24 protein-coding genes are annotated in these 23,340 nt (G+C 72.6%); 14 read left to right on the top strand and 10 right to left on the bottom strand.

Annotated elements, in window-relative coordinates; genetic code table 11:
* Positions 1–4: 4 nt before the first annotated feature.
* The 3 genes from ACIRA5_RS17105 to ACIRA5_RS17115 are packed head-to-tail and all read right to left on the bottom strand — an operon-like array spanning position 5 to position 2,264.
* The gene (locus ACIRA5_RS17105) at positions 5–829 is read right to left on the bottom strand and encodes a class I SAM-dependent methyltransferase (RefSeq protein ID WP_403691490.1); all 825 of its coding nucleotides are present in this window, start codon (positions 827–829) and stop codon (positions 5–7) included.
* On the bottom strand, positions 826–1,446 hold the full coding sequence (locus ACIRA5_RS17110; protein WP_403691491.1) for a DUF2064 domain-containing protein: 621 nt from the start codon (positions 1,444–1,446) through the stop codon (positions 826–828). Before ACIRA5_RS17110 ends, ACIRA5_RS17105 begins: the two co-directional genes overlap by 4 nt.
* Positions 1,443–2,264: a glycosyltransferase family 2 protein gene (locus tag ACIRA5_RS17115; RefSeq protein ID WP_403691492.1), complete on the bottom strand. Its 822-nt coding sequence runs from the start codon at positions 2,262–2,264 to the stop codon at positions 1,443–1,445. The genes ACIRA5_RS17110 and ACIRA5_RS17115 overlap by 4 nt, the downstream gene beginning before the upstream one ends.
* A 103-nt stretch (positions 2,265–2,367) precedes the next feature.
* Here ACIRA5_RS17115 and ACIRA5_RS17120 point away from each other — a divergent pair, with 103 nt between their 5' ends.
* Positions 2,368–3,138 carry a response regulator transcription factor gene (locus tag ACIRA5_RS17120; protein WP_403691494.1) on the top strand — a complete coding sequence of 257 codons (771 nt, stop codon included), beginning with the start codon at positions 2,368–2,370 and terminating at the stop codon, positions 3,136–3,138.
* Positions 3,139–3,221: 83 nt separating this feature from the next.
* Positions 3,222–4,352, top strand: a complete 1,131-nt coding sequence (locus ACIRA5_RS17125; RefSeq protein WP_403691924.1) for a sensor histidine kinase — start codon at positions 3,222–3,224, stop codon at positions 4,350–4,352.
* Positions 4,353–4,417: 65 nt separating this feature from the next.
* Here the strand turns inward: ACIRA5_RS17125 and ACIRA5_RS17130 are convergent, their stop codons facing one another.
* Positions 4,418–5,413 (bottom strand): NAD-dependent epimerase/dehydratase family protein, encoded by a 996-nt coding sequence (locus tag ACIRA5_RS17130; protein ID WP_403691496.1) that lies wholly within the window; start codon positions 5,411–5,413, stop codon positions 4,418–4,420.
* 255 nt (positions 5,414–5,668) lie between these two features.
* On the opposite strand from ACIRA5_RS17130, the gene ACIRA5_RS17135 reads away from it, so the two are divergent.
* From ACIRA5_RS17135 to ACIRA5_RS17145, 3 genes are all read left to right on the top strand, one after another.
* Entirely contained in the window at positions 5,669–7,912 is a 2,244-nt protein-coding gene (locus tag ACIRA5_RS17135; protein WP_403691498.1) for an MMPL family transporter, read from the top strand.
* Between the two features lie 127 nt (positions 7,913–8,039).
* Positions 8,040–9,365 (top strand): sensor histidine kinase, encoded by a 1,326-nt coding sequence (locus ACIRA5_RS17140; protein ID WP_403691500.1) that lies wholly within the window; start codon positions 8,040–8,042, stop codon positions 9,363–9,365.
* A complete protein-coding gene (locus ACIRA5_RS17145; protein ID WP_352053537.1) occupies positions 9,362–10,018 on the top strand; it encodes a response regulator transcription factor in 657 nt (218 codons plus the stop codon). The genes ACIRA5_RS17140 and ACIRA5_RS17145 overlap by 4 nt, the downstream gene beginning before the upstream one ends.
* Before the next feature lie 13 nt (positions 10,019–10,031).
* Here ACIRA5_RS17145 and ACIRA5_RS17150 read toward each other — a convergent pair whose 3' ends face one another.
* On the bottom strand, positions 10,032–10,811 hold the full coding sequence (locus tag ACIRA5_RS17150; RefSeq protein WP_403691502.1) for a TIGR03943 family putative permease subunit: 780 nt from the start codon (positions 10,809–10,811) through the stop codon (positions 10,032–10,034).
* On the bottom strand, positions 10,808–11,869 hold the full coding sequence (locus ACIRA5_RS17155) for a permease (RefSeq protein WP_403691504.1): 1,062 nt from the start codon (positions 11,867–11,869) through the stop codon (positions 10,808–10,810). Before ACIRA5_RS17155 ends, ACIRA5_RS17150 begins: the two co-directional genes overlap by 4 nt.
* Before the next feature lie 280 nt (positions 11,870–12,149).
* Here ACIRA5_RS17155 and ACIRA5_RS17160 point away from each other — a divergent pair, with 280 nt between their 5' ends.
* From ACIRA5_RS17160 to ACIRA5_RS17175, 4 genes are all read left to right on the top strand, one after another.
* Positions 12,150–13,877 carry an LCP family protein gene (locus ACIRA5_RS17160; RefSeq protein ID WP_403691505.1) on the top strand — a complete coding sequence of 576 codons (1,728 nt, stop codon included), beginning with the start codon at positions 12,150–12,152 and terminating at the stop codon, positions 13,875–13,877.
* A gap of 100 nt (positions 13,878–13,977) precedes the next feature.
* The gene (locus tag ACIRA5_RS17165) at positions 13,978–14,340 is read left to right on the top strand and encodes an ArsR/SmtB family transcription factor (protein WP_403691507.1); all 363 of its coding nucleotides are present in this window, start codon (positions 13,978–13,980) and stop codon (positions 14,338–14,340) included.
* Entirely contained in the window at positions 14,333–17,050 is a 2,718-nt protein-coding gene (gene mgtA / locus ACIRA5_RS17170; RefSeq protein WP_403691509.1) for a magnesium-translocating P-type ATPase, read from the top strand. Before ACIRA5_RS17165 ends, mgtA begins: the two co-directional genes overlap by 8 nt.
* A gap of 73 nt (positions 17,051–17,123) precedes the next feature.
* Complete coding sequence (locus ACIRA5_RS17175) at positions 17,124–17,375, top strand: hypothetical protein (protein WP_403691511.1); 252 nt, start codon at positions 17,124–17,126, stop codon at positions 17,373–17,375.
* Here the strand turns inward: ACIRA5_RS17175 and ACIRA5_RS17180 are convergent.
* Complete coding sequence (locus tag ACIRA5_RS17180) at positions 17,366–18,895, bottom strand: LCP family protein (RefSeq protein ID WP_403691513.1); 1,530 nt, start codon at positions 18,893–18,895, stop codon at positions 17,366–17,368. The two genes, ACIRA5_RS17175 and ACIRA5_RS17180, sit on opposite strands and share 10 nt — an antisense overlap.
* Before the next feature lie 78 nt (positions 18,896–18,973).
* Between ACIRA5_RS17180 and tatA the strand changes: the two genes are divergently transcribed.
* Positions 18,974–19,228 (top strand): Sec-independent protein translocase subunit TatA, encoded by a 255-nt coding sequence (gene tatA, locus ACIRA5_RS17185; RefSeq protein ID WP_403691515.1) that lies wholly within the window; start codon positions 18,974–18,976, stop codon positions 19,226–19,228.
* 54 nt (positions 19,229–19,282) lie between these two features.
* Here the strand turns inward: tatA and ACIRA5_RS17190 are convergent, their stop codons facing one another.
* The 3 genes from ACIRA5_RS17190 to ACIRA5_RS17200 form a co-directional block, all read right to left on the bottom strand.
* Positions 19,283–19,765, bottom strand: coding sequence for a DUF5990 family protein (locus ACIRA5_RS17190; protein WP_403691517.1), 483 nt, complete (start codon positions 19,763–19,765; stop codon positions 19,283–19,285).
* Positions 19,766–19,918: 153 nt separating this feature from the next.
* Positions 19,919–20,467 carry a hypothetical protein gene (locus ACIRA5_RS17195; RefSeq protein ID WP_403691518.1) on the bottom strand — a complete coding sequence of 183 codons (549 nt, stop codon included), beginning with the start codon at positions 20,465–20,467 and terminating at the stop codon, positions 19,919–19,921.
* A 193-nt stretch (positions 20,468–20,660) separates the two neighbouring features.
* Complete coding sequence (locus tag ACIRA5_RS17200) at positions 20,661–20,846, bottom strand: hypothetical protein (protein WP_403691520.1); 186 nt, start codon at positions 20,844–20,846, stop codon at positions 20,661–20,663.
* Between the two features lie 117 nt (positions 20,847–20,963).
* Here ACIRA5_RS17200 and ACIRA5_RS17205 point away from each other — a divergent pair, with 117 nt between their 5' ends.
* The 4 genes from ACIRA5_RS17205 to ACIRA5_RS17220 all read left to right on the top strand — a co-directional run bounded on the left by ACIRA5_RS17205 (position 20,964) and on the right by ACIRA5_RS17220 (position 23,330).
* Positions 20,964–21,527, top strand: a complete 564-nt coding sequence (locus ACIRA5_RS17205; RefSeq protein ID WP_403691522.1) for a CGNR zinc finger domain-containing protein — start codon at positions 20,964–20,966, stop codon at positions 21,525–21,527.
* Positions 21,528–21,595: 68 nt separating this feature from the next.
* A complete protein-coding gene (locus ACIRA5_RS17210) occupies positions 21,596–21,811 on the top strand; it encodes a hypothetical protein (protein WP_403691524.1) in 216 nt (71 codons plus the stop codon).
* Between the two features lie 123 nt (positions 21,812–21,934).
* Positions 21,935–22,444, top strand: a complete 510-nt coding sequence (locus tag ACIRA5_RS17215) for a hypothetical protein (RefSeq protein WP_403691525.1) — start codon at positions 21,935–21,937, stop codon at positions 22,442–22,444.
* 124 nt (positions 22,445–22,568) lie between these two features.
* On the top strand, positions 22,569–23,330 hold the full coding sequence (locus ACIRA5_RS17220) for an SDR family oxidoreductase (RefSeq protein ID WP_403691526.1): 762 nt from the start codon (positions 22,569–22,571) through the stop codon (positions 23,328–23,330).
* The last annotated feature ends 10 nt before the right edge of the window (positions 23,331–23,340 follow it).

Consider the following 23,340-nt stretch of genomic DNA (forward strand, 5'->3'; position numbering starts at 1 on the left):
AGCACTACCGGTTGGCCACCGGGCTCTCGGGCGACGGCTTCCTGGCTCGCTGGCTGTTGATCACGGCGGTGCTGTTCGGGGGTTCCGCCGTGCTGCTCGTGCTGCGCTCGCTGAGGTCGGCGCGGTCGGCGAGGTCGGAGCGGTTGCGCAGGGCGACAAAGGAGCGGCCCCCGGCCGACCACTGAGCGTCTCGGTGCCAGCCTGCTCGGCGGGCGTGTCGCAGCAGGGCCGGGGTGCCGAGGCGGGCCCACGGGAAGGCCGGCCCCGCCGTGCTCCGGGGGTCGGCGACCCGGACGATGTGGACGCTGACCCGTTCGTCGACGTCCACGTCCGCGAGGGTCTCGACGATCAACAGTCCGCCGGGGGCGAGGAGTTGGGTCATCCGGTGGAGCAGGGCGGCCGGGTCGCCGCCGATGCCGACATTGCCGTCGAGGAGGAGCGCGGTGTCCCACCGGCCCTCACCGGGGAGCGGCTCGAAGACGGAGCGCCGCAGGGCCTGTCCGCCGAGCCGGGCGGTGTGCGCGACGGCCGCCTCGCTGACGTCGATGCCGAGCGCGGGCCGCCCCCGGGCGGCGAGTTCGGCGACGAGCCGCCCCGGCCCGCAGCCCACGTCGAGCACGGTCCCCTCGCAGCGCGCGAGCACCGTCAGGTCCACCGCGTCGGCCCGTGCGCACCAGCGCTCCACCTCCAGGGGCAGCAGCCAGCCGTCGGTGCGCCGGAGGAAGAGCGGGCCCCGGCCGGTGACCAGGGCGTCCGAGTAGGGGTCGGCCGACCAGGGGCGCGGGCCGGGCACCCCCGGTGGTGTCGTCGTCCCGTGCGCGGTGCTCATCGTCCGGTGGCCGTCCGCAGACGTCCGAGCTCGGCGGCGAAGCGGCTGCCGGGCGGCGCGAGGGCGGCGACCGCCTCCGCGTCGGCGGCCGTGTCGACGTCCCGGAGGCGGGGCAGGTCGCGCACGCGCAGCCCGGCGGCGACGAGCCGCTCCCGCTGCACCGCACCCGTCGTGGGCGTCGACATCGGCACGCCCCGCAGAAGCTCCGGGTCGGGGGCGGCGAGCCCGAGGGCCCAGAAGCCGCCGTCCTCGGCCGGGCCGAAGTACGCGTCGCAGCCGGCGAAGTCCACGGTGAGGAGCGCGGGCGTCACCTGCGGGGTGTCCATGCCGATGAGCAGCGCGGGCCCGGCGCAGCCCGCGAAGGCGGCGGCCAGCCGTTCGTCGAGGCCGCCCGCGCACTGCGGTACGACGTCGAAGCCGGCCGGCAGCCAGTCGCCGGCCGCTCCGTCGAGCACGAGCACCCGGCGCCGTGCCGGGGTCGCCGCCACCGCGCGCAGGGTGTCCGCGAGGGACGCCTCGGCGAGCAGCGCCGCCTCCCGGGGCGTGAAGGGCGGGGTGAGGCGGGTCTTGACCCGTCCGGGGCGCGGTTCCTTGGCGATGACGAGGAGCGTCGTCACTGGCTGGTTCCTCCCTGGGAACGGGAATCCGTGGAGGCGAGGGAAGGCGTGAGGGCGGCGTGGGCGGGGCGCGACGGCGCGGGCGGCTCGGCGAGGACGCGGCGCATGTCCCGTACCGCCTGCCAGGTGCCGCGCCAGGTGCCGGTGACCTTGGAGGCACCGGTGCGCGGCAGATACGGCACGTCGTGCTCGGTGACGCGCCAGCCGGCGTCGGCGGCGCGCACGACCATCTGGAGCGGGTAGCCGCTGCGGCGGTCGGTGAGGCCGAGGGCGAGCAGCGGTTCGCGGCGGGCGGCACGCAGGGGGCCGAGGTCGTGCAGGCGCAGTCCGGTGCGGCGGCGGAGCATCCGGGCGAGGGCGAGGTTGCCGGCCCGGGCGTGCGCGGGCCAGGCGCCCCGGCCCTGCGGGCGGCGCCGCCCGAGCACGAGGTCGGCCTCGCCGTCCCGCACCTCGCGGACGAAGGGCAGGAGCCGGGCCGGGTCCAGCGAGGCGTCGCAGTCGCAGAAACACACGATGTCGGCGGTGGCGGCTCGCAGACCGGCGTGGCAGGCGGCGCCGAACCCGCGGCGCGTCTCGCGCACGACGGTCGCGCCGAGGCCGCGGGCCAGTTCCGCCGAGCCGTCCGTGGAGCCGTTGTCCACGACCAGCGCGCGCCACCCGGCGGGGATGCGGGCGAGGACCCAGGGGAGGGCCTCGGCCTCGTTCAGACAGGGGAGGATCACGTCGACCGGAGAGGGGAGGACCGCGTCGACGGGCGCCGGGTCCGTGTCCGGGGCCTTGTCCGGCTCGGGTTGGGGAGAGGTCGTCACGGCTTTCACCCTACGAACGCGAAAGGGAGATATCGGACTTCAGGTCCTTACGAAACGCGGACGTCGCGGCGGGATCGCGGCAGGCGGGTGCGGCCGGTGGGACGCTGGATCCATGCAGCAGCCGTACGAACCCGCAGGTACCGGACCCGCCCCGGGTGGGCCCGGGCAGAGCGCCCGCGTCCTCGTCGTCGACGACGACCCCACCGTCGCCGAGGTGGTCTCCGGCTACCTCGACCGCGCCGGGTACGTCGTGGACCGTGCCGCGGACGGACCCGCCGCGCTCGCCCGGGCCGCCGCGCACTGGCCCGACCTGGTGGTGCTGGACCTGATGCTGCCGGGGATGGACGGCCTGGAGGTGTGCCGCAGGATGCGCGGCCGCGGGCCCGTGCCGGTCATCATGCTCACCGCGCGCGGTGACGAGGACGACCGGATCCTCGGCCTGGAGGTGGGCGCCGACGACTACGTCACCAAGCCCTTCAGCCCCCGTGAACTGGTCCTGAGGGTGGAGTCGGTACTGCGCCGCAGCCGCCCTGCCGAGGGCACTCGCCCCCTCCGGCTGGCCGGTCTCGCCGTCGACCCCGACGCCCGCCGCGCCACCAGGAACGGCGAGGACCTCGCCCTCACCATCCGCGAGTTCGACCTGCTCGCGTTCTTCCTCCGCAATCCCGGCCGGGCGTACAGCCGCGAGGACCTGATGCGCGAGGTGTGGGGCTGGGACTTCGGCGACCTGTCGACGGTCACGGTCCACGTGCGCCGGCTGCGGGGCAAGGTCGAGGAGGATCCGGGCAGACCGCGGCTGATCCAGACGGTCTGGGGGGTCGGCTACCGCTTCGAGGAGCCCACGCCCCACGGGGCCCCGACTCCCCGCGAGGAGGCGGTCTGACCATGCACTCCATGCACTCCATGCAGGTCACGCACTCCCTGCACGACATGCACGTCACGCAAGCCGGGCAGGTCACGCAAGCCATGCAGACCGTGCACTCCACGCACGACATGCTGCTCATCGCCCTGTACGCCTTCCTCGGCGCCGCCGCGGCCGGGCTGCTCGGCGCGGGGACGCTGTGGCTGATCCGGCGGCGGTCGCTGACCGTGTCCCTCGCCGTCGTCGCCGCCGTGGCGGTCACCGCGATGCTCGCGGGGACGCTGGCCGTCGCCTGGGCGATGTTCCTGTCCTCGCACGATCTGGGCGTGGTCACGACCGTGGTGGCCATGGCGGCGGTGGTGTCCCTGGCGACGGCGCTGTTGCTGGGCCGTTGGGTGGTGGCCCGCAGCAGGGCGCTCACCCTCGCCGCGCGCTCCTTCGGCGACGGCGGCGACTTCGCGGCCCCCGACGGCGCGGCGACCGCCGAACTCGCCGCGCTGAGCCGGGAGTTGCAGGCGACCAGCGCGAAGCTCGCCGAGTCCCGCGACCGTGAACGCGCGCTGGAGAGCTCCCGCCGTGAACTCGTCGCCTGGATCTCGCACGACCTGCGCACCCCGCTCGCCGGACTGCGGGCGATGTCGGAGGCGCTGGAGGACGGGGTGGCCGCCGACCCGGCCCGCTACCTCCGGCAGATCCGCACCGAGGTCGAACGCCTCAACGACATGGTCGGCGACCTCTTCGAACTCTCCCGCATACACGCCGGGACCCTCGCCCTGTCGCCCTCCCGCATCTCCCTCTACGACCTCGTCGGCGACGCCCTCGCGGGCGCGGACCCGCTCGCCCGCGAGTACGGCGTACGCCTGGTCGGGGACCGTATCGAGCCGGTGCCGGTCGAGGTGGACGGCAAGGAGATGAGCCGGGTGCTGGGCAATCTCCTCGTCAACGCGATCCGGCGGACCCCGGCCGACGGCACGGTCGCGGTCGCCGCCGAGCGCTCGGACGCGGGGGTCGTCCTGTCCGTCACCGACGGCTGCGGCGGCATCCCGGAGGAGGACCTCCCGCGCGTCTTCGACACCGGCTGGCGCGGCACCCACGCCCGTACACCCCCCGCCGGAGCGGGCCTGGGCCTGGCCATCGTCCGGGGCATCGTCGAGGCGCACCAGGGCCAGGCCGCCGTCCACAACGTCCCCGGAGGCTGCCGCTTCGAGGTCACACTGCCCATGGCGAGGGCGTGAAGGGGCCGCCCACGGTGAGGGCGTGAGGAGCGCCCCGGCCGCCGCTCCCCTACCCTCTTACTCCCCTACTCCCCGCGCAGCCTCGCCGTCGCGAACTCCCGCATCCCCTCCGCGAAGCCGGTCTCGGGCTTCCAGCCCAGCTCGGCGCGCAGCCGTGCGGAGTCGGCCGTGATGTGGCGTACGTCGCCGAGGCGGTACTCCCCGGTCACCACGGGCTCGGGTCCGCCGTGGGCGGTGGCCAGGGCCAGGGCCATCTCGCCGACCGTGTGCGGCTCGCCGCTCCCGGTGTTGTAGACGGTGAGGGCCCCGGAGCGCGAACCCGCCTCCAGGGCCGCCGCATTGGCCGCGGCCACGTCCCGTACGTGCACGAAGTCCCGTCGCTGCCCGCCGTCCTCGAAGACCCGCGGCGCCTCGCCCCGGGCCAGCGCGGACCGGAAGAACGAGGCGACCCCCGCGTACGGGGTGTCGCGCGGCATCCTGGGCCCGTACACGTTGTGGTAGCGCAGTGACACCGCCGAACCGTCCGTCGACCGGGCCCAGGCCGCCGCCAGATGTTCCTGGGCCAGCTTGGTCGTCGCGTACACGTTCCGGGGGTCGACCGGAGCGTCCTCGCGCACCAGGCCGGGTGTCAGTTCCTCGCCGCACCGCGGGCAGCGCGGCTCGAACCGTCCCGCGTCGAGATCGGCGACGGTCCGGGGCCCGGGACGTACCGGCCCGTGCCACTCACACCCGTACGCGCCCTCGCCGTACACGACCATCGACCCGGCGAGCACGAGGCGGCGGACCCCGGCGTCGGCCATCGCGGTGAGCAGCACCGCCGTGCCGAGGTCGTTGCGCGACACGTACTCGACCGCGTCGTCGAACCCCTTCCCCAGCCCCACCATCGCCGCCTGATGGCACACGGCGTCCACGCCCGTCAGCGCCGCGCCGACCGCCTCGGCGTCCCGTACGTCCAGGCCGTCGCACAGGTCGAACACGACCGCCTCGTGCCCCCGCGCGGTCAGCGCCTCGACGACATGGGACCCGATGAACCCGGCACCGCCGGTGACCAGTACTCGCATACGCAGAACGCTAGGACCGCGACGGCCGCGCACGGCAGTACCGCGCCCGTCACGTCACGGGTCCGTAAGACCCCGGCGCCGGCGAGGGGCAGGCTCGGCGGCGTCGTACACCGGCCGGATGACATGCGTATGGGACGGAAGTACTAACCGCCGGGCCGTATTCACCTCCGGAGTGCCGCCGAGTGGCGACCGGGCGTTCCTAGCCTGGATTCAGGAGGCCACGACGGCCTCTCTTCCCCGCTCCGGGAGTCATTCGTGGCCACGTTCCTCTATCGTCTCGGCCGGTTCGCGTTCCGGCGGCGACGACTTGTCCTCATGCTGTGGATAGCCGTCCTGGCGGCCGTCGGCATCGGTGCCGCCAGTGTGTCGGCCGGTACATCGGACTCCTTCACCATTCCCGGAACCCAGTCCCAGAAGGCGCTGGACCTGCTGGGGACGGAGTTCCCGCAGGCCTCGGCCGCCGGAGCCACCGCCCGCGTCGTGTTCGAGGCCCCGGACGGGCGGAAGCTGACGTCCGGCGACGACAAGGCCGAGGTCGAGGCTCTCGTCGCCGACCTCACGAAGGCCTCCCAGGTCGGAGACGTCGCCGACCCGTTCACCAGCGGCACCGTCAGCAAGGACGGCTCCGTCGCCTACGCCCAGGTCACCTACAAGGTCGCCCAGGCCGACGTCACCGACCGGGCCCGCGAGGACCTGAAGTCCGTGGCCGACCGGGGCGACAAGGCGGGGCTCGCGGTGAGCATGGGGGGCAACGCCGTCCAGGTGAAGTCCGAGCAGAGCGCCGGTGAGCTGATCGGCCTCGCGGTCGCCGCCGTCGCGCTGGTCATCACCTTCGGCTCGCTGCTCGCGGCCGGGCTGCCCCTGCTGACCGCGGTCTTCGGCATCGTGGTGGCGGTGTCCGCGATCACCCTCACCAGCGCGTTCGTGGATCTGAGTTCCTCCACCTCGACGCTGGCGCTGATGCTCGGCCTCGCGGTGGCCATCGACTACGCGCTGTTCATCGTCTCCCGCTACCGCGGCGAGATCAGGGAGGGGCACGAACCGGAGGAGGCCGCAGGACGCGCGCTCGGCACGGCCGGCTCCGCGGTGGTGTTCGCCGGTCTGACCGTGGTCATCGCGCTCGCGGGGCTCAGCATCATCGGCGTCGGCCTGCTCACCGACATCGGTCTCGGTGCCGCGGGCGCGGTCGCGATCGCCGTGCTCATCGCGCTCACCCTGCTGCCCGCCCTGCTGGGCTTCGCCGGTCCCCGCATCATGAAGGGGAAGCTCAAGACCCGCCGGATGCGGGCGATCGAGGAGCGCGGCGAGGGCGAACCCGCGGGCGTGCGCTGGGCGCGGTTCGTCACCCGCAACCCGGTCAGGGTTCTCGCCGTCGCGGTGGCCGCCCTGTTCGCCCTGGCCATTCCCGCCCTGTCGCTGCAACTGGCCATGCCCAGCGACAGTTCGGCCGCCCCCGGCTCCACCCAGCGCATCGCCTACGACACCATCACCAAGGGCTTCGGGCCCGGCTACAACGGGCCGCTGACCGTGGTCGTCGACGCCCGTACGAGCGACGACGCCAAGGGCGCCGCCCAGGACGCGGTCACCCTGCTCGGCACGATGCCGGGCGTCGCCTCGGTCAGCCCCGCCACCTTCAACCAGGCCGGTGACGTCGCCCTGATCCGCGCCGTCCCGAAGAGCTCACCCAGCAGCCAGGACACCGTCGACCTGGTCTCCGCCATCCGCGACCGCGGCACCGCCCTGCACGCGGACACCGGTGCCGAACTGATGGTCACCGGCACCACCGCGCTCAACATCGACATCTCCGCCAAGCTCGGCGACGCCCTCGTGCCCTACCTCGCCGTGGTCGTCGGCCTGGCCCTGGTGCTGCTGCTCCTGGTGTTCCGCTCGGTCCTGGTCCCGCTCAAGGCCGCCGCCGGGTTCCTGCTCAGCGTCCTGGCGACCCTCGGCGTCGTGGTCGCCGTCTTCCAGTGGGGCTGGTTCGCGGGCGCCCTCGGCGTCGACGAGACCGCGCCGATCGTGAGCCTGCTGCCGATCTTCCTGGTCGGTGTGGTGTTCGGGCTCGCGATGGACTACCAGGTCTTCCTCGTCACCCGGATGCGGGAGGAGTACGTCCATGGTGCCGAGCCCACCGAGGCGGTGGTCGCGGGCTTCCGGCACGGCGCCCGCGTGGTCACGGCCGCGGCGGTCATCATGATCTCCGTGTTCGCCGGGTTCCTGCTCAGCGACACCGCGCTGATCAAGTCGATCGGCCTCGGTCTCGCCGTCGCCGTGTTCCTCGACGCCTTCGTGGTCCGGATGACGATCGTGCCCGCCGTCATGGCGCTGCTTGGCCGCCGCGCCTGGTCGCTGCCGGGATGGCTGGACCGCGTCCTGCCCAACGTGGATGTCGAGGGCGAGGAACTGCGCCATCTGCTGGCGGAGGCGAAGACGAAGGCGCAGGCGCAGGACACCGAGGGCACGCGGGACGCCGAGCCCCTTCCCACCGCAAGGCGGTGACCTGCCGGCCGTACGATCCGCGACAGGACGTACGGCCGTACCGGCCGTGACCATCGCGCCCCGTCCGCCGATCCCCACTCCCCCGGGGGCTCGGCGGACGGCTTCCCGTACCGAGAGGGCGTACGACGTGACCGCATCGACCGCGCCCGGGCCGGCTTCCCGCCCTGTCACGCCCGAGGCACTGCTGGGCGGGGCGCAGCACCGCTCGGACGTCGCGGTCCTGCAGTGGCTCACCCGGGTGAGACGGGCCGACCTGGCCCATCCGTGGGTCAAGCGGGTGATGGCGCCGCTGCTGTGCGCGGCGCTGGGCGTCCCGGCCCTGTGGGACACGGCGGACGGCAACGGCCGCGGCGTCCCTGTGGTGCTGGCGGTGATCGCCGGATACTGCGTTCCCCTGCTGTGGCGGCAGCAGCGGCCCGTCCTGGTCTTCGCCCTCACCTCCGCCGTCGGCGTGGTGGGCCTCGTCATGGACGTCAGCACGGGCGCCGAGGCCGGGCGGATCGTCGCGCTGCTCAACGTGGGCCGCACGGTCGGGCCCGCCCAGTTGGTGGTCTGTATGGCGATCGCCGTCGCACAGACGTCCGTAGGGGTCGTCGCCCGCGCCGCCGACCAGCCGGTCAGCCCGTTCCTGGGGACTTCGGTGTCGGCGATCGTGCAGGCGGCCCTGGTGGCGGCCGTCGCCGCGGCGGGCCTGGTCGGCCGGGTCGTGAACGCGTACGTCGGGGCCCTGCACGAACGCGCCGTCCGCCTGGAGGTGGAGCGCGACCAGCGGGTCCGGCTCGCCGCCGCCGCCGAACGCGCCCGCGTCGCCCGGGAGATGCACGACATCCTCGGCCACACCCTCGCCGTCATCGTCGGCCTGGCCGGCGGTGCCGCCGGGCTCGCCGAGAAGTCCCCCAAGCGCGGCGCCGACACCCTGCGGATCATCGCCGACAGCGGACGCGGCGCCCTCGGTGAACTCCGCCGCCTGCTCGCCGTCATCGGTGAGGAAGGGGACGGGAGCGACGAGCCGGGCGGCACCCCGCTCGCCCCCCAACCGGGCCTCGCCGACCTCGCCGCCCTCCTGGAACGGGTCCGGGCCGCCGGCCTCACTGTCACCCTGGACACCGAGGGCGACCTGACGGGCCTCGCCCCCGGTATCCAACTCGCCGTCTACCGCATCGTCCAGGAGGCGCTGACCAACACCCTCAAGCACGTCGCGCCCGACACCACCGCGCATGTCGGCGTCAGCGTGGACCGCGACCGCGTCCGCCTCACCGTCGACGACACCGGCCCACCCCGCACCCCGCGCGCCGACGCCGCCCGGGACGACGCACGCGGCCTGGTCGGCATGCGCGAGCGGGCCGCTCTCTACCAGGGGACCGTCACCGCGGGCCCGAACACCCGCGGCGGCTGGACCGTTCGCGCCCTCCTGATCCCCACCACCGCTCCCACGGAGAACCAACCGGCATGACCACCGTGCTCATCGTCGACGACCAGGCCCTGCAACGCCTCGGCTTCAGCATGCTCCTGGAACAGCACCCCGACCTGACCGTGGTCGGCGAGGCCACCCACGGCGCCGAGGCGGTCCGTTCGACCGCCGAACTGCGCCCCGACGTCGTCCTGATGGACGTCCGGATGCCCGGCATGGACGGCATCGAGGCCACCCGTCACATCGTGGAGTCCGGCGGCCGCTCCCGCGTCCTGGTCCTGACCACCTTCGACCTCGACGAGTACGCCTACGCCGCGCTGCGCGCCGGGGCCAGCGGCTTTCTCCTCAAGGACGCGCTGCCCGACGAACTCGTCGCCGGAATCCGTGCGGTGGCCGCCGGGGACGCCGTGATCGCCCCCGGCCTGACCCGCAAACTCATCGACGCCTACACCGAGCGGCGCCCGGGGCACACCCCCGAGCAGGAGCGCCGGCTCGACGCCCTCACCGACCGCGAACGCGAGGTCCTGACCGCCATCGCCTCCGGCTGGAGCAACGCCGAGATCGCCGACCGCCTGTCCCTCGCGGAGTCCACCGTCAAGTCCCACGTCAGCCGTGTCCTCGCCAAGATCGGCGTACGGGACCGGGTCCAGGCGGTGATCTTCGCGTATGACGTGGGCCTGGTTCGGCCGGCGTAGCGGGACGGCCGGCCTAGAACAGCGGGAGGGCGTCCGTGTACGCGTTCACCGGCTTGGCGACCTTCTTGACGGTACGGGCGTCCAGCGCGGCCGGGGCGGAACTCGTGCCCAGAGTTCCGCCGGGGTGCCACGTCCCGGTGACGCTCACCCAGGTGTCGGCGGGCAGCGCCGCCGCCCCGTGGATCCGCACCTTCACGGACTGGGCGTCCGCCGCGCAGCAGGTGAAGATGATCCTGGTCAGGTACCAGCCGTCGGCCCCCTTGTCGGGCGTGACGAAACCGGTCATCCGGACGCTACGGCCGCCGATGTCCCGCTTGTGGTCCTGCTGCACCCGGCTGGTGAACTGGGTGAGCGTCAGCGGGACCGGCGAGGTCGCGGGCAGCGGATCGAAGTACCTCTGCTCCGTGACGGCCTTGGGCGCCTCGCGCGCGGCGGTGTACGCGCCGAGGGCCGGCGGCGCGTAGAAGAGCAGACTCAGCGCGGGGAGGAACAGCAGCCAGGCGATACGGGGCACGGTGGAGTGGTCGTGGCTGTGGCTGTGGCTTTGGTCTTGGTCTTGGTCTTGGTCATGGTCTTGGTCGTGACCGTGGCGGTCGGCGGCGTCGCCGCTGCCCGGCTTCTGGCTCGACCACGCCTCCGCCACGCCCAGCACGAGCAGCAGCACCCCCGACGCGACCAGCATCGGACGCATCCCCTCCTTGACGAACCTGAGGCTCAGGTCGGTGAAGAGCGAGGCGTGCAGCAGGCCGAGGCCGCTGAGGACGAGCAGGGTCACCTGGAGGGGGCGTTTCACAGCAGGACTCCTCCGATGAGCGCGCTGCACAGGATCGCGACGACCGTCGTGGCCGTGGAGAAACGGACCGCGAAGGCCCGGCCGAAGGTGCCCGCCTGAAGGGCGATCAGCTTCAGGTCGACCATCGGCCCGACGACCATGAACGCCAGCCGGGCGACGGGCGAGAAACCGGTGAGCGAGGCCGCGACGAACGCGTCGGCCTCGGAGCACACCGCGAGCAGGATGGCGAGCGCGGCCAGGAACAGCACCGACAGCCAGGGAGAGCCGGAGAACGCGTCGAGCACGGTGCGCGGGACCGCCACGTTGAACGTCGCCGCCGCCATGGCCCCGAGGACCAGGAAGCCGCCCGCGTGCAGGAAGTCGTGCTGGAAGCCGCGCCGGAACTCCCGCAGGCGGCTCTGCTCGGGCTGGTGCCCGGTGTGCCGCACGACAGGCTTGAGCCATGTGTCGCGGCCCAGGAAGAGCCACAGCCAGCCCATCACGGCGGCGGTGGCGAGCGAGGCGAGCAGCCGGGCCAGGACCATCTCGGGGTGGCCGGGGAAGGCGATGGCGGTGGCGGTCAGCACGACCGGGTTGATGGCGGGCGCCGAGAGCAGGAACGCGAACGCGGCGGCCGGGGTGACACCCCGGCCGATCAGGCTGTTGGCAACCGGCACCGACGCGCATTCGCAGCCGGGCAGGACGACTCCGGCGACTCCGGCGACCGGGACGGCGAGCACGGGCTTCCGGGGCAGCAGCCGGGTGAACACCCGGGCCGGCACGAACGCGTTGATCGCGCCGGACAGCGCCGTGCCGAGCAGCAGGAACGGCAGCGCCTGCACGGTGACGGCGAGACAGACGGTCCGCCAGGCCTGCATGGCCGGTTGTTCCATCCACCGGCCGAGGACGTAGAGCGCGGGCCCGGACAGCGCGCACGCTCCGAGCAGAAGGGGCCAGTGGCGGGGCCAGTCGCGCCCGGGACCGCCGGCACTCGCCCTCGCCGCGGGGACCGCGACGGCCATGTCCGCCGCCGTGGACGGTCCGTCCGCACCCACGGCCCGTTCATCAGTCTTCTGCACACCGGCTCCGCATCTCGGATGATCGCACCGAACATAGCGGGCCCGGACCCCAGTGCTCACCACGACTTCACCACATCTCGGTCATGAGTCGGGACCGCTGTGACGACCGATGACTCCGGACGTCGGAACGCCCGCGCGTCCGGAGCCCTCTCTAGGGGTGGTGGGTGGGAGCCGCGCCGGGTCTCAGGCCGGGTTGTTATATTGCGCAACCGTGCAAGTGAGGCGTCCCCGCAACGCCTGACGTATGCCTGAACGGCCCGACCGTCGTGGGAGTGCGAACATGACTGACCCTGGGGACGCCCCCGCCGGCCACGCCACACGCAGCCACGCACGCGGGGTGCCCCGGCAGCGCCACACCTCGGGTTCCGCGACCTCCGGTCATGCGCCCCCCCGTTCCGCGCCCTCCCGGACGGGATCCCGTGCGCGTCCCAAGCCCGGCGCGGGGCGCCGGGCCCGGCCTATGGGCCGGGGCAGGCGGATCCTGCGGACGGCCGCGATATCGCTGTCGGTGCTGGTCCTGGCCACCGCGGGGGCGGGGTGGTGGTTCTACGAGCATCTGAACGGCAATCTCCACAGCGTTCCGTTGACCGACGGCTCGGGCGACAGCGCGGGCAAGGAGAAGGCCGACTCCTTCGGCAGGACCCCGATCAACCTCCTGGTGATGGGCAGCGACGGCCGTACCAACGCGAGCGACTGCAAGCTCGGCGGCGGCTGTTCACGGACCGGTGTGCAGTCCGGGTCCAACGCGGACGTGGAGATGGTGATGCACATATCCGCCGACCGCTCCAACGCCACCGTGATGAGCATCCCCCGCGACACCGTGACCACCGTCCCCGCCTGCAAGGACACCGAGACCGGCGTCTCCACGAACGGCTACACCGGCATGGTCAACAGCGCCCTGCAGTACGGGCCGGCCTGCCAGGTGGCCACCGTCCACCGGCTCACCGGCATCCCCATCGACCACTTCGTCAAGCTCGACTTCTCCGGCGTGGTGAAGATGTCCGACGCGGTGGGCGGGGTGTCGGCCTGCGTCGACAAGGACGTCTACGACACCTACTCACACCTGAAACTCGCTGAGGGCACGCACACCCTCAAGGGCGTGGCGGCCCTGGAGTTCGTCCGCTCCCGGCACGGCTTCGGCGACGGCAGCGACCTGGGGCGCACCTACTCCCAGCATCTCTTCCTCAGCTCGATGATCCGCAAGTTCAAGAGCGCCGGCACCCTCACCGACCCGACCGCCGTCTACCGGCTGGCCGACGCCGCGACCAAGGCCCTCACCGTCGACACCGGTCTGGGCAGCATCAGGAAGCTGATGGGGCTCGCCGCCGACGTGGACAAGGTCCCGGCGAAGCGCATCACCTTCACCACCATGCAGACGGCGCCGGACCCGGGCGACAGCAACCGGCTCGTGCCCGCCGCCACGGCCCAGAGCCTGTTCGCCACCATCGCGAACGACCAGTCCCTGACCAACTCGTCGGGCGACAAGACCGCCGCGGCCTCCGCGACAGCCAAAGCCCCGGCCTCCGCCTCCACGGTCCCCGCCGCGCAGATCGCGGTCACCGTGGAGAACGGCACCACCGTCACCGGCCGGGCCTCGGCCGTCGCCACCGCCCTGCTCGACAAGGGATTCAGTTCCGGCACCACCACCGGCAACGCCGCCGGCACCACGTCCACGACCACCCTCACCTACGGCAGCGGGCACAAGGCCGAGGCCCAGACCGCCGCCAAGGCCCTGGGCCTGCCGTCCTCCCACCTCAAGCAGAGCGACGCCACGGGCACCGGTCTGACCCTGGTCATCGGCACCGACTGGACCAGCGGCACCGCCTACCCCGCCCCCGCCCCCGCCGACACCAAGACCGCCACCGCCAACGCCCACGCCGAGACCGCCGACCAGTCCAAGACCTGCGCCAAGGTCAGCCCCTACAAGACCGTCAGTCTCGACGGCGTCGCCATGACCCCCACCCAGGCCTACCGCGCAGCCACCGGAACCAAGGACTCGGCACCGTGAGCAGCTGCCGGTTCGGCGGCGGCGCCCTGGGGACAGGCGCCTAAACTGGGTCGGCGCGGACGCGGGCACGGATGCCCGGGGCGGGACGGGAGAAGAGACTGTGACGGCATACGCCGGTGGCTTCGATGATCCGCCCGCCGAGGTGCTGGCGGACGCGGCCGCCGCGTTCGGACTGCTGGCCTCCTCGCCCCGGCTGCACATCATGTGGGCCCTCGCGCAGGGCGAGAGCGACGTGACCCACCTCGCGGAGCGTGTCGGCGGCGCTCTGCCCGCCGTCAGCCAGCACCTGTCGAAGCTGAAGCTCGCGGGCCTCGTCCGCTCCCGGCGCGAAGGCCGCCGACAGGTCTACTACGTCGACGGTCCCGATGTCGTGACCGTGGTGCGCGTGATGGTCGGACAGCTGGCCGCACGGGCCGAGGAGGCATCGGCACCCGTACGCAGGCTGCGCGGGATCGGTGGCTGAGACGTCCGTGACGGCGGGAGGAGGCGCCGAGTGCTCCGCCTCCGCGGACGGCCCGGCGGCGGAGAAACCCCGGGTCCTTCAAGGAACTTCGGGCGGGGAGGAACACGGCGAGCCGACCGCGCTCCAGCTGCTCCGGCGGCTGGACAGCGGCCCACGGGGGCTGACACAGACGCAGGCCGACGAACGCCTCGCCCGGTTCGGGGAGAACACTCTGCCGGCCCGGCGGCCCGTTCCCTGGTTCGAGCGGTTTCTGCGCAGTCTGCGGGATCCGTTCACCGCCGTACTGCTCTGCCTCGGCCTGGTCTCGGCGCTCGTGGCCTCGTGGGGCACCGCGAGCGTGATCACCGTACTGGTCGTGGTCAGTTGTGTGCTGCGGTCGTCCGGTGAGCACCGGGCCGACCGTTCGACGGCGGCGCTGCGCGACCTGGTGGCCAGCACCGCCACCGTGCTGCGCAGGACCGCCGCGGACGCAGTGCCCACCGACCGTGACCTCCCGGTCGACCAGCTGGTGCCGGGGGACGTGATCCGGCTCGGTCCCGGCGACCTGGTCCCCGCCGACGTACGGCTGCTGCGGGCCGGTGGGCTGACCGTGTACCAGGCGGCGCTCACCGGAGAGTCGGCGCCGGTCGCCAAGTACCCGGTCGACGCGCCGGGCCCCACGGCGGGAGAGCTGTTCGAACAACCGCAGCTGTGCTTCCAGGGCAGCAGTGTCGCCTCCGGCAGCGGTACCGCCGTGGTCGTGGCGACCGGCGCGCACACGCGGTTCGCCGAGGGCCACCGGGACCCGGGGCGGCGGGAGGCGAGCGCCTTCGACCGGTCCGTGCACGGCATCTCCTGGATCCTCATCCGGTTCATGCTGCTCACCCCGCCGCTGGTCCTGATGGCGGGCGCGGCCCTGCGCGGGCGGGGCCTGGAGACCCTGCCGTTCGCCGTCGCGGTGGCGGTCGGGATGACCCCGGAGATGCTGCCGGTCATCATCACGACCTGCCTGGCCCGCGGGGCGTCGCTGCTGGCCCGTACGCACGGAGTGATCGTCAAGCGGCTGCCCGCGCTCCACGACCTCGGCGCCATCGACGTCCTCTGCGTGGACAAGACCGGCACCCTCACCCAGGACCGGCCGGTCGTCGACCGCGCGCTGGACGCGGACGGCAAGGACGCGCCCGAAGTACTGTGCCAGGCGGCCGCGGCCGCCTGGTGGACACTGCAACTCGCCGACCTGCCGGCACCCGACGCCCTCGACGAGGCGCTCCTGCACACGGCCGACGAGGACGACCTGACGGCGTACGACGGGATCGCGGCGCTGCCCTTCGATCCCGTACGCCGCCTCACCACCGCCGTCGTACGCACCCCCGGCACCCTCGGCTCCCACACCCTCCTGGTCAAGGGCGCCGCCGAAGCCGTACTGGAGCGCTGTGCGCTGGATCCGCAGGAGCGCACACGGCTGCTCGCCCGCGCCCACGAGCTGACGGACGACGGGCTGCGCGTCCTGGCGGTCGCCACCGCCGTACGCCCCGCCCGCCACCGCGACTACACCCCGGCTGACGAACGCGGCCTGACCTTCGAGGGGTTCGTCACGCTGCGGGACGCACTGGTGCCGAGCGCGGCCGACGCGCTGCGGGTGCTCGCCGGCCAGGGCGTCGCCGTACGGGTACTGACCGGGGACCACCCGGGCACGGCCGCCCGCGCCTGCCGCGACCTGGGCCTCGCCCCCGGGGAGGTACGTACCGCCGCCGACCTCGACGGTCTCACGGACACCGAACTCGGCGAACTCGCCGACCGCACCACCGTCTTCGCCCGCTGCACGCCCGAGCACAAGGCGCGTATCACCGTCGCGCTGCGCGCACGCGGACATGCCACCGGCTACCTCGGCGACGGTGTCAACGACCTGCCCGCGCTGCACGCCGCGGACGTCGGGATCTGCCCGCGCGACGCCACGGACCTGGCCCGGGAGAGCGCCGACGTGGTGCTGGCCGACAAGGACCTCACCGCGATCTCGCACGCGATCACCGCGGGCCGCTACTCCAGCGGCAACATCGGCACCTATCTGCGGGTCACCCTCTCCTCCAATCTCGGCAACGTGATCGCGATGCTCGCGGCGGGCATCCTGCTGCCCTTCCTGCCGATGCTGCCGACGCAGGTCCTCGTGCAGAACATGTGCTTCGACGCGGCCCAGCTCGCCTTCGCCTACGACCGCCCCGCGCCGGGCACCCTGAAGCGCCCCACCGTGCTGCGCTCGCGCGACCTGCTGGGCTTCATCACCGGCTTCGGCCTGCTGAACGCCGTCGCCGACCTCGCGACCTTCGGCGTCCTCGCGCTCGCCGTGCACGGGCCGGGGACGGCGAACGACGAGTCCGTGTTCCACTCCGGCTGGTTCACCGAGAACCTGCTCACCCAGGCGCTGGTGATGCTCCTGCTGCGGCTCGGCCGCCGGGGCGCCGAGGGCCGGCGGAAACCGGGTCCCGTCGGCTGGGGCGCGACCGCCCTCACCGCCGCCGGCCTCGCGCTGCCACTCTCCCCGCTCGGCCCGCCGCTGGGCATGACCGCACTGCCCGCCCTCTACTACCTGCTGCTCGCCGCGGTCCTCGGCCTGTACGCGGTGGGGCTGGTGGCCGCCCGGTCACGCTACGAACGCCGTCGCTCCGAGGACGACGGCATGATCTCCCCCAGTGATCAAGGGGCGCGCGGCGAGCGCAGCCACGACGGAGGGTGACGCGGGCTTACTCTTCCCTCCAAGCGCTTCGCCTCGGCGTACCGGTGAACGGGCGGAAGAGAGAAGGCGGGACATGGCCGCATCCTGGACGCGGTGGCGGTGGGTCACTCTGCTGGTCCTCGCCCTGGCCCTCTACGTCATCGTGCGGGCGGCCAACACCCCGCAGGCCACCCCTTCGCACGTCGCCCCTCCACGTGCCACGCCTTCACCCGCCACTTCTTCACCCGCCACGCCTTCACCCGCCACGCCTTCGTCCGTCACGCCTTCGTCCACCACTCCTTCGTCCGGGACCACTCCGTCTCCGGCGGACGCGGTCTATCCGTAGGACAGGTTGGAACACACGTCGTCGTCGGCGGAGCGCGCGTCACGCGCCACCGAAGTGGGCAGGGCGGTGGGCGTGGACGCGCGTGAGGCCGGGGCCGACGTGCTGCCCTTGGCGGCGTAGGTCCGGCCCAGGACGACGTCGACGCCCGCGCCCGGCACGGAGTTCAGTTCGGCGCCGGGAAAGAGCCGGGCGACCGTCTGGGCCCGGGTCCGCAGGCCCGCGCCGTACTCGATCACCGTGTCGGCGCGGTCCCGGTCGACCGCGTTCGCGGTACGGGTGACGGTGAAGCCGTGCTCGGTGAGGGCCGTCGCGGCGCGCGAGGCCAGGCCGCGCGTGGTGGTGCCGTTGTAGACGGCGACGTCGATACCGTCCCCCGAGACCTCCGCGGCGGCGTCGGGCGAGGTGGCCGCGGTGGCGGTCGGCCCGCCCTGCTCGCCCTTCTTGCCACCGGCGTCGGTGCCGTCGAGGGTGCGGTCGGCCTTGAGCGCGGCCCACAGCTGATCGGCGTCAGGCTGGACGATCGCGACCCGCTCCCCCTGGTAACGCCACGGGATGGTCGCGAACTTGGTGTCGTGCAGGTCGATGTTCTTCAGGGACATCGCGAACGAGATCAGCCGCTTCGCCGTACCCAGCCCCGGGTCGACGGTCAGCGACTTCGTCGCGGCGTCGGCGAGCGGCAGCAGTCCGGTGGGGGTGAGACCGTCGCTCTTCACCTTCTTCACCAGGCTGGCGACGAAGGCCTGTTGGCGTTTGATGCGGCCGATGTCGGAGCCGTCGCCGATGCCGTGCCGGATGCGGACGTAGTCCAGCGCCCGCTGCCCGGAGAGTTTCTGCTCACCCTTCCTGAAGAGCAGTCCACCCCGGGTGGCGCGGTTGGGGTTGAGGTCCTTCTCGTACACGTCCTGCGGGAGGCACACCTTCACCCCGCCGACGACCCGCGTCAGTGCCGCGAAGCCCTTGAAGTCGATGACGACGGTGTGGTCGACGCGCAGGCCGGTCAGCTTCTCGACCGTGTTCTGGGTGCAGGCCGGATTGCCCTTGGCCGTCTGCCCCACGGAGTACGCCTCGTTGAACATCGTGTTCGGCCGCGCCCTGGTCCACTTCCCGCCCGGGAGCTTGCACGGGGGGAGGGTGACCAGTGTGTCGCGGGGGATCGAGACGGCGACGGCGTGCCGGTGGTCGGCGTAGACGTGCAGCAGGAACGCGGTGTCGGAACGGCCGATGTCGCCCTTGTCGCCGCCGCCCAGCGCGCTGTTTCCGTCCGTGCGCGCGTCCGAGCCGATGACGAGGACGTTCTCGCCCTTCGTCGAACCGGCCGGGCGGTCCTTGGAGAGACCGTCGGCGCCGAACGTGTCGATGTTGCCGTTCAGCTTCAGATAGATCCAGCCGAGTCCGGCCGTGCCGAGCAGGAGCAGGGACAGGGCCACGACGAGGGCGATCCGCAGTGGGCCCCGTCTGCGGCGCGGCGGCCGCGCCTGGTCGCTGGTCGTCACACGTGTGCTCTCATCCGTCCGACTCATACGTAGGGGACGCTCGGCACCCTCCGATGGTTGTAAAGTTGCGCAACGTAGCAACAGTGAAGGGAAGAGGTGGGCGGGATGCTCCGCAACGGACTGGAACCCTGGCACCTGCTGATCGTGGCCATCGTGATCATCGTGCTGTTCGGCTCGAAGAAGCTGCCCGACACCGCCCGCGCGCTGGGCAAGTCGATGCGCATCCTCAAGAGCGAGACCGGCGCCATGAAGCACGACGGCTCCGCACCCTCCACCGTGCCCTCCGCCGCGCCCCGGTCCGAGAGCGCCTCCGAGACCGCGTCGGCCCGCCCGGTCGACGAGGGCACCGCGACCCGCTGAGGGTCCTCAACAGGCCTGCCCTGCAGCCTGGTTGGCCGGGACCGCCCTGGATGGCTACGAGGCGGGCTCGGCGGTCCAGGTCTCGGCGGTCCACGTGATGCGCGGGGGTTCGACCCGCGCGCACAGGGGGTTGCCGTGAGCGTCGGTCAGCCCGAGGCGCCCGACCAGCAGGCCCTCACGCGCGGCGGCGGCGAGCACCTCGGCGGGGACGACGTCGAGCATGAGCTTGGCGCGCCGGAACATGCTGAAGACGCCCGACTCGTCGACCGTGCCCCACGACAGGTAGATGAACCGGCGGCCCAGACGGTCCTGCACGTAGGGCCCTTTGACGTCCGTGCCGGTCGGCGAGGCGAGCGCGGTGCACTCCAGGGTCCAGGTCGCGGACGCGGCGTCGCCGGGCTGCGGTTCGAGGAGTTCGGCCGGACGGTCCCGGCGTTGTACGGCCACGTGGATGTTGCCGTACGTCGGCGCACCGCTGCCGACGGGGGCCGGACAGGTGCGGCCGGGCAGGTCGACGGCGTCGATACGGATGCGCATGCCGACCATCATCCCGCCATTCCGGCGACGGTTCTCCACGAGCTGCCATGCGACATGACGCTGCCGCCCCGGAACCGGGCTGTCCGGCGGGGTGGGGCGGGCGTGGACACGGCCCGGGATCACGGCCGGGGCGTCATCCGCTTCAGCGGGTGGTCAGCAGCCGGTGCCGGCCGGGGTGAACTCCAGGCGGGCGTGCTCGTCCACGCCGCGGGCTTCGTCGTAGGTGGCGGGGGTGACCTGGTACCAGACGTCGTCCCTGGCGGTGTCGCCCTCGACGTCGTCCAGGCGCACGCACCACCGCTGCGACCGGACGGTTCGCGTGTACGTCTCGGTGCCCCCGCGGACCTTCTTGCAGCTCTGGTACCGCTCCGTGGTGTACCAGGTGCGGGTCGTCCTGTGCGTGCCCGTGCCCGTGCGCTGCGTGTGCCTGACCTGCCGGGTGGCGGACGTGCACTTCTTGACCAGGTGCGGGCGGGTGGCCCTGGTGGTCTTCGCGGGGAGATGGCGGACCGAGTCCTTGAGTCCGGAGACGGTGTCCGGGCTCGGCGAGGCCTCCTGGGCGGCGCCCGCACTGCCCTGACCGGCATCGGCCACGGCTCCCGGGTCCACACCGCGTGCGCCGCCCCCACCGCCGCCGCACGCGCCCAGCCCAGCTATGAGAATCGCGGTCGCTCCGGCCACCAGCAGCCGCTTGCCGAACATGTCTCCCCCTGAGGTCAGCGGCGGTCAGCGTAACGGATCACCGGACACGCGGCACTCGGGGGAGCATGGGGAATCCTGCGTGGTCAGAAGACCTGAGTGAAGCAGCCGAAGCCGATCACCAGCACTGCCAGGATCGCTGTCAGCGCTTTGAGGGCCTGTGGTGTTCTCGTCGTCATCCCGGACTCCTTTCTGTTCACAGGCAGTAACGGACGAGCCACTCGTCCGCGCTGTACGCGTCTCGCGCCGGATCGGGCACCGTGGCGGGCCGCTCCTCGACCGTGTCCTCGACCCGAACGCGCTCAGGCAGCGTGCCGAACCGCGCCCGGCGTGCCGCCTCCGCGGCGTCGGGGGCCGTCTTCGTCCGCTCTGTCCGTGTCATCTCGCGTACCTCGCTCCGGTAGGTGCACGCCGGCCGTCGACATCGACCAGTCACCTACTCAACTGGTGATGATGCCCAGATGTTCCGGCCTCGCGCATCACCTGTCAAGATGGTGATGTGAATCTGGATCACGTCTTCGTCTGCGGAAACCCGGCCCTCGACTTCGCCGCGACACTCCGCGCCCGCCGCTCGCTACGGTTCGAGATGTTCGCCTCGCCGGACCGCCTCGACGCCTGGTACCGGGAGTCCGGAGTCGTCGACTCCGTCTCCGGGAGCCAGGACTCCGACGTCGGGCGGGCGACGGCGGTACGGGAGGCCGTCTACGCGCTGGTCACCGCCCGCCGGCTGGGCGACGCGTACGACGACGAGGCCCTGGCCGTGCTGAACGCCGCGGCCCAAAACGCCCCGGCGACACCGCAGCTCACCCCGGTGGGCCGGTGGACGGCGGCGACCCCGGAGGAAGCACTGTCGACCGTGGCGCGGCTCGCCGTCGAGCTGCTGGGCGGACCGGACGTGCCGCTGCTCAAGGAGTGCGGCAACCCGGAGTGCACCCGGATCTATGTCGACCGCTCGCGAGGCATGCGTCGGCAGTGGTGCGGCATGGAGTCCTGCGGCAACAAGATCAAGGCCGCGGCCTACCGCGCCCGTAAGAGGGAGACGCGGGCGGTCGCGACCGCCTGAGGCAGACGCGCGCGGTCGCGACCGTCATGGTCACCGGTCTGCTCCACCCCGACCGGTACGGACCCGTCATGCGCGACTTGCTCGGCGAGTGGACGGGCCTGCTCACCTCCGTCTTCCGCGACATGGGCCTGCCCGAGGCGCGAGCGCGCACGGAGGCCGCCCTGCTGGTCGACGCGTGCTTCGGTCTCGTCGTCGGGCCCCTGGCCGACGGCGACTGGGACGAGGCCGACGCGGCCTTCCGCGTCCTCCTTGACCGCCTCGAACCCGGCTGGCGAGCCACATAGCGAACGCCGCCTCGCCGCGGGAGACGCTGTGGGTGGTCCCGTGGGCGACGTCGCGCGAGGGGACGTACGAACCGGTACGTTGGGAAGGAAGGGCACATATCCGCCCCCCGTGGGAGACCCACCATGCGCAGGATCAGTCAGCGCTGCCTGAGTGCGGTCGCGGGCCTGGCCGCCGCCCTCGTCGTCGCCCCGCCGGCGTCGGCCGCGACATCGACCCCGCCCAGCCGACCGGACACCCAACAGCGCACGCAGACATTCCAGTTGGTCGCCAAACAAACCCAGTCCGAATCCATCGACCTGGGCAAGGACGGGCTCAGCCGGGGTGACGAGCTCGTCATCGCCGAGGACCTGTACCGCGGCGGCCAGAAGATCGGCGACCACAGCGTGCTCTGCGTCTACGTCCACCTCGATCCGAGCGAACTCCAGTGCGTCGGCACCTTCGCTCTGCCGAAGGGGCAGATCACCTCGCAGGCGCTGCTCCGTCTGCCGCCGGCCCGCTCCGTCGACGTCGCCGTCACCGGCGGTTCGGGCACCTTCAGTTCGGCGCGGGGTTACGTCCACACCGTCCCCGCCGGGGAGGCGGTACGGAACCTCACCTTCCACATCACCCTTGACGCCTCATCAGGCAGCTGAGTCCGTCCCGCTGACACCACGTGCCCGCGACCGTAGGACCAGGCCGATATCCGGAGGCAGGGATGGCAGACAGCAACCATGGCCACAGCCATGGCGCGACCGTTCTCGACGACGGACCCTCCTCATGACCGCCGCACCCGGTGTTCCCGGCACCCACCGCCGGTCCGACCTCGCCGACCGGACGGTCGTGGTCATCGGTGCCAGCGCGGGTATCGGACTCGAGGCCGCCCGCCAGGTACGTGCGGACGGCGGCCGGTTGGTCCTGGTCGGCCGTAACCCGGAACGGCTGCGGAAGGCCGCGCTGGAGCTGGAACCCGTCGGCACGGCCGCGTTCGACGCGACCGACACCGACCGCCTCCAGCGGTTCTTCCAGGATCTGGCCGGACCGGTCGACCATGTACTGGTCACAGCAGGCGGCCCCTACTACATGCCGTTGGAGAACATGGACCTCGCCGACGCCCGCCGCGCCTTCGACGAGCGCATCGCCCTGGCCCTCGGGGTCGCCCTCTACAGCCGTGACAAGATCCGCGCCGGTGGCACCCTGTTGTTCATCGGAGGCACCGGCGGCCGACGCCCCGGTGTCGGCATGGCCGTGGCGTCGGCCGCCACCGCGGCTCTGCCTGCCCTCGTGGCCAACCTGGCGCTCGAGATGGCGCCGGTCCGGGTGAATCTCATCGCCGCCGGATTCGTCGACACACCCTTGTCGGCCTCGCTGCTGGGGGACCGGCTCGATGCCCGGCGCGAGGAACTGCGGACCACGCTTCCCATCCGACGGGTGGTCGGTCCGGCCGACGTCGCCGCTCTCGCCGTACACATCATGTGCAACGACGCGCTCACCGGCGCGACGTACGACATCGACGGCGGCCAGCAACTTCTCCCGAACTGATAACCGCCCG

Origin of the sequence: Streptomyces sp. NPDC096311, assembly GCF_044763085.1 — a bacterium.
Lineage (GTDB): Bacteria > Actinomycetota > Actinomycetes > Streptomycetales > Streptomycetaceae > Streptomyces.

Excerpts from the sequence above, each read along its gene's own strand:
- ACIRA5_RS17105 (WP_403691490.1), bottom strand. The coding sequence starts at position 829 with ATGAGCACCGCGCACGGGACGACGACACCACCGGGGGTGCCCGGCCCG.
- ACIRA5_RS17120 (WP_403691494.1), top strand. The coding sequence starts at position 2,368 with ATGCAGCAGCCGTACGAACCCGCAGGTACCGGACCCGCCCCGGGTGGG.
- ACIRA5_RS17125 (WP_403691924.1), top strand. The coding sequence starts at position 3,222 with ATGCAGACCGTGCACTCCACGCACGACATGCTGCTCATCGCCCTGTAC.
- ACIRA5_RS17130 (WP_403691496.1), bottom strand. The coding sequence starts at position 5,413 with ATGCGAGTACTGGTCACCGGCGGTGCCGGGTTCATCGGGTCCCATGTC.
- ACIRA5_RS17145 (WP_352053537.1), top strand. The coding sequence starts at position 9,362 with ATGACCACCGTGCTCATCGTCGACGACCAGGCCCTGCAACGCCTCGGC.
- ACIRA5_RS17160 (WP_403691505.1), top strand. The coding sequence starts at position 12,150 with ATGACTGACCCTGGGGACGCCCCCGCCGGCCACGCCACACGCAGCCAC.
- ACIRA5_RS17175 (WP_403691511.1), top strand. The coding sequence starts at position 17,124 with ATGGCCGCATCCTGGACGCGGTGGCGGTGGGTCACTCTGCTGGTCCTC.
- ACIRA5_RS17180 (WP_403691513.1), bottom strand. The coding sequence starts at position 18,895 with ATGAGTCGGACGGATGAGAGCACACGTGTGACGACCAGCGACCAGGCG.
- tatA (WP_403691515.1), top strand. The coding sequence starts at position 18,974 with ATGCTCCGCAACGGACTGGAACCCTGGCACCTGCTGATCGTGGCCATC.
- ACIRA5_RS17190 (WP_403691517.1), bottom strand. The coding sequence starts at position 19,765 with ATGCGCATCCGTATCGACGCCGTCGACCTGCCCGGCCGCACCTGTCCG.
- ACIRA5_RS17195 (WP_403691518.1), bottom strand. The coding sequence starts at position 20,467 with ATGTTCGGCAAGCGGCTGCTGGTGGCCGGAGCGACCGCGATTCTCATA.
- ACIRA5_RS17200 (WP_403691520.1), bottom strand. The coding sequence starts at position 20,846 with ATGACACGGACAGAGCGGACGAAGACGGCCCCCGACGCCGCGGAGGCG.
- ACIRA5_RS17210 (WP_403691524.1), top strand. The coding sequence starts at position 21,596 with ATGCGCGACTTGCTCGGCGAGTGGACGGGCCTGCTCACCTCCGTCTTC.
- ACIRA5_RS17215 (WP_403691525.1), top strand. The coding sequence starts at position 21,935 with ATGCGCAGGATCAGTCAGCGCTGCCTGAGTGCGGTCGCGGGCCTGGCC.
- ACIRA5_RS17220 (WP_403691526.1), top strand. The coding sequence starts at position 22,569 with ATGACCGCCGCACCCGGTGTTCCCGGCACCCACCGCCGGTCCGACCTC.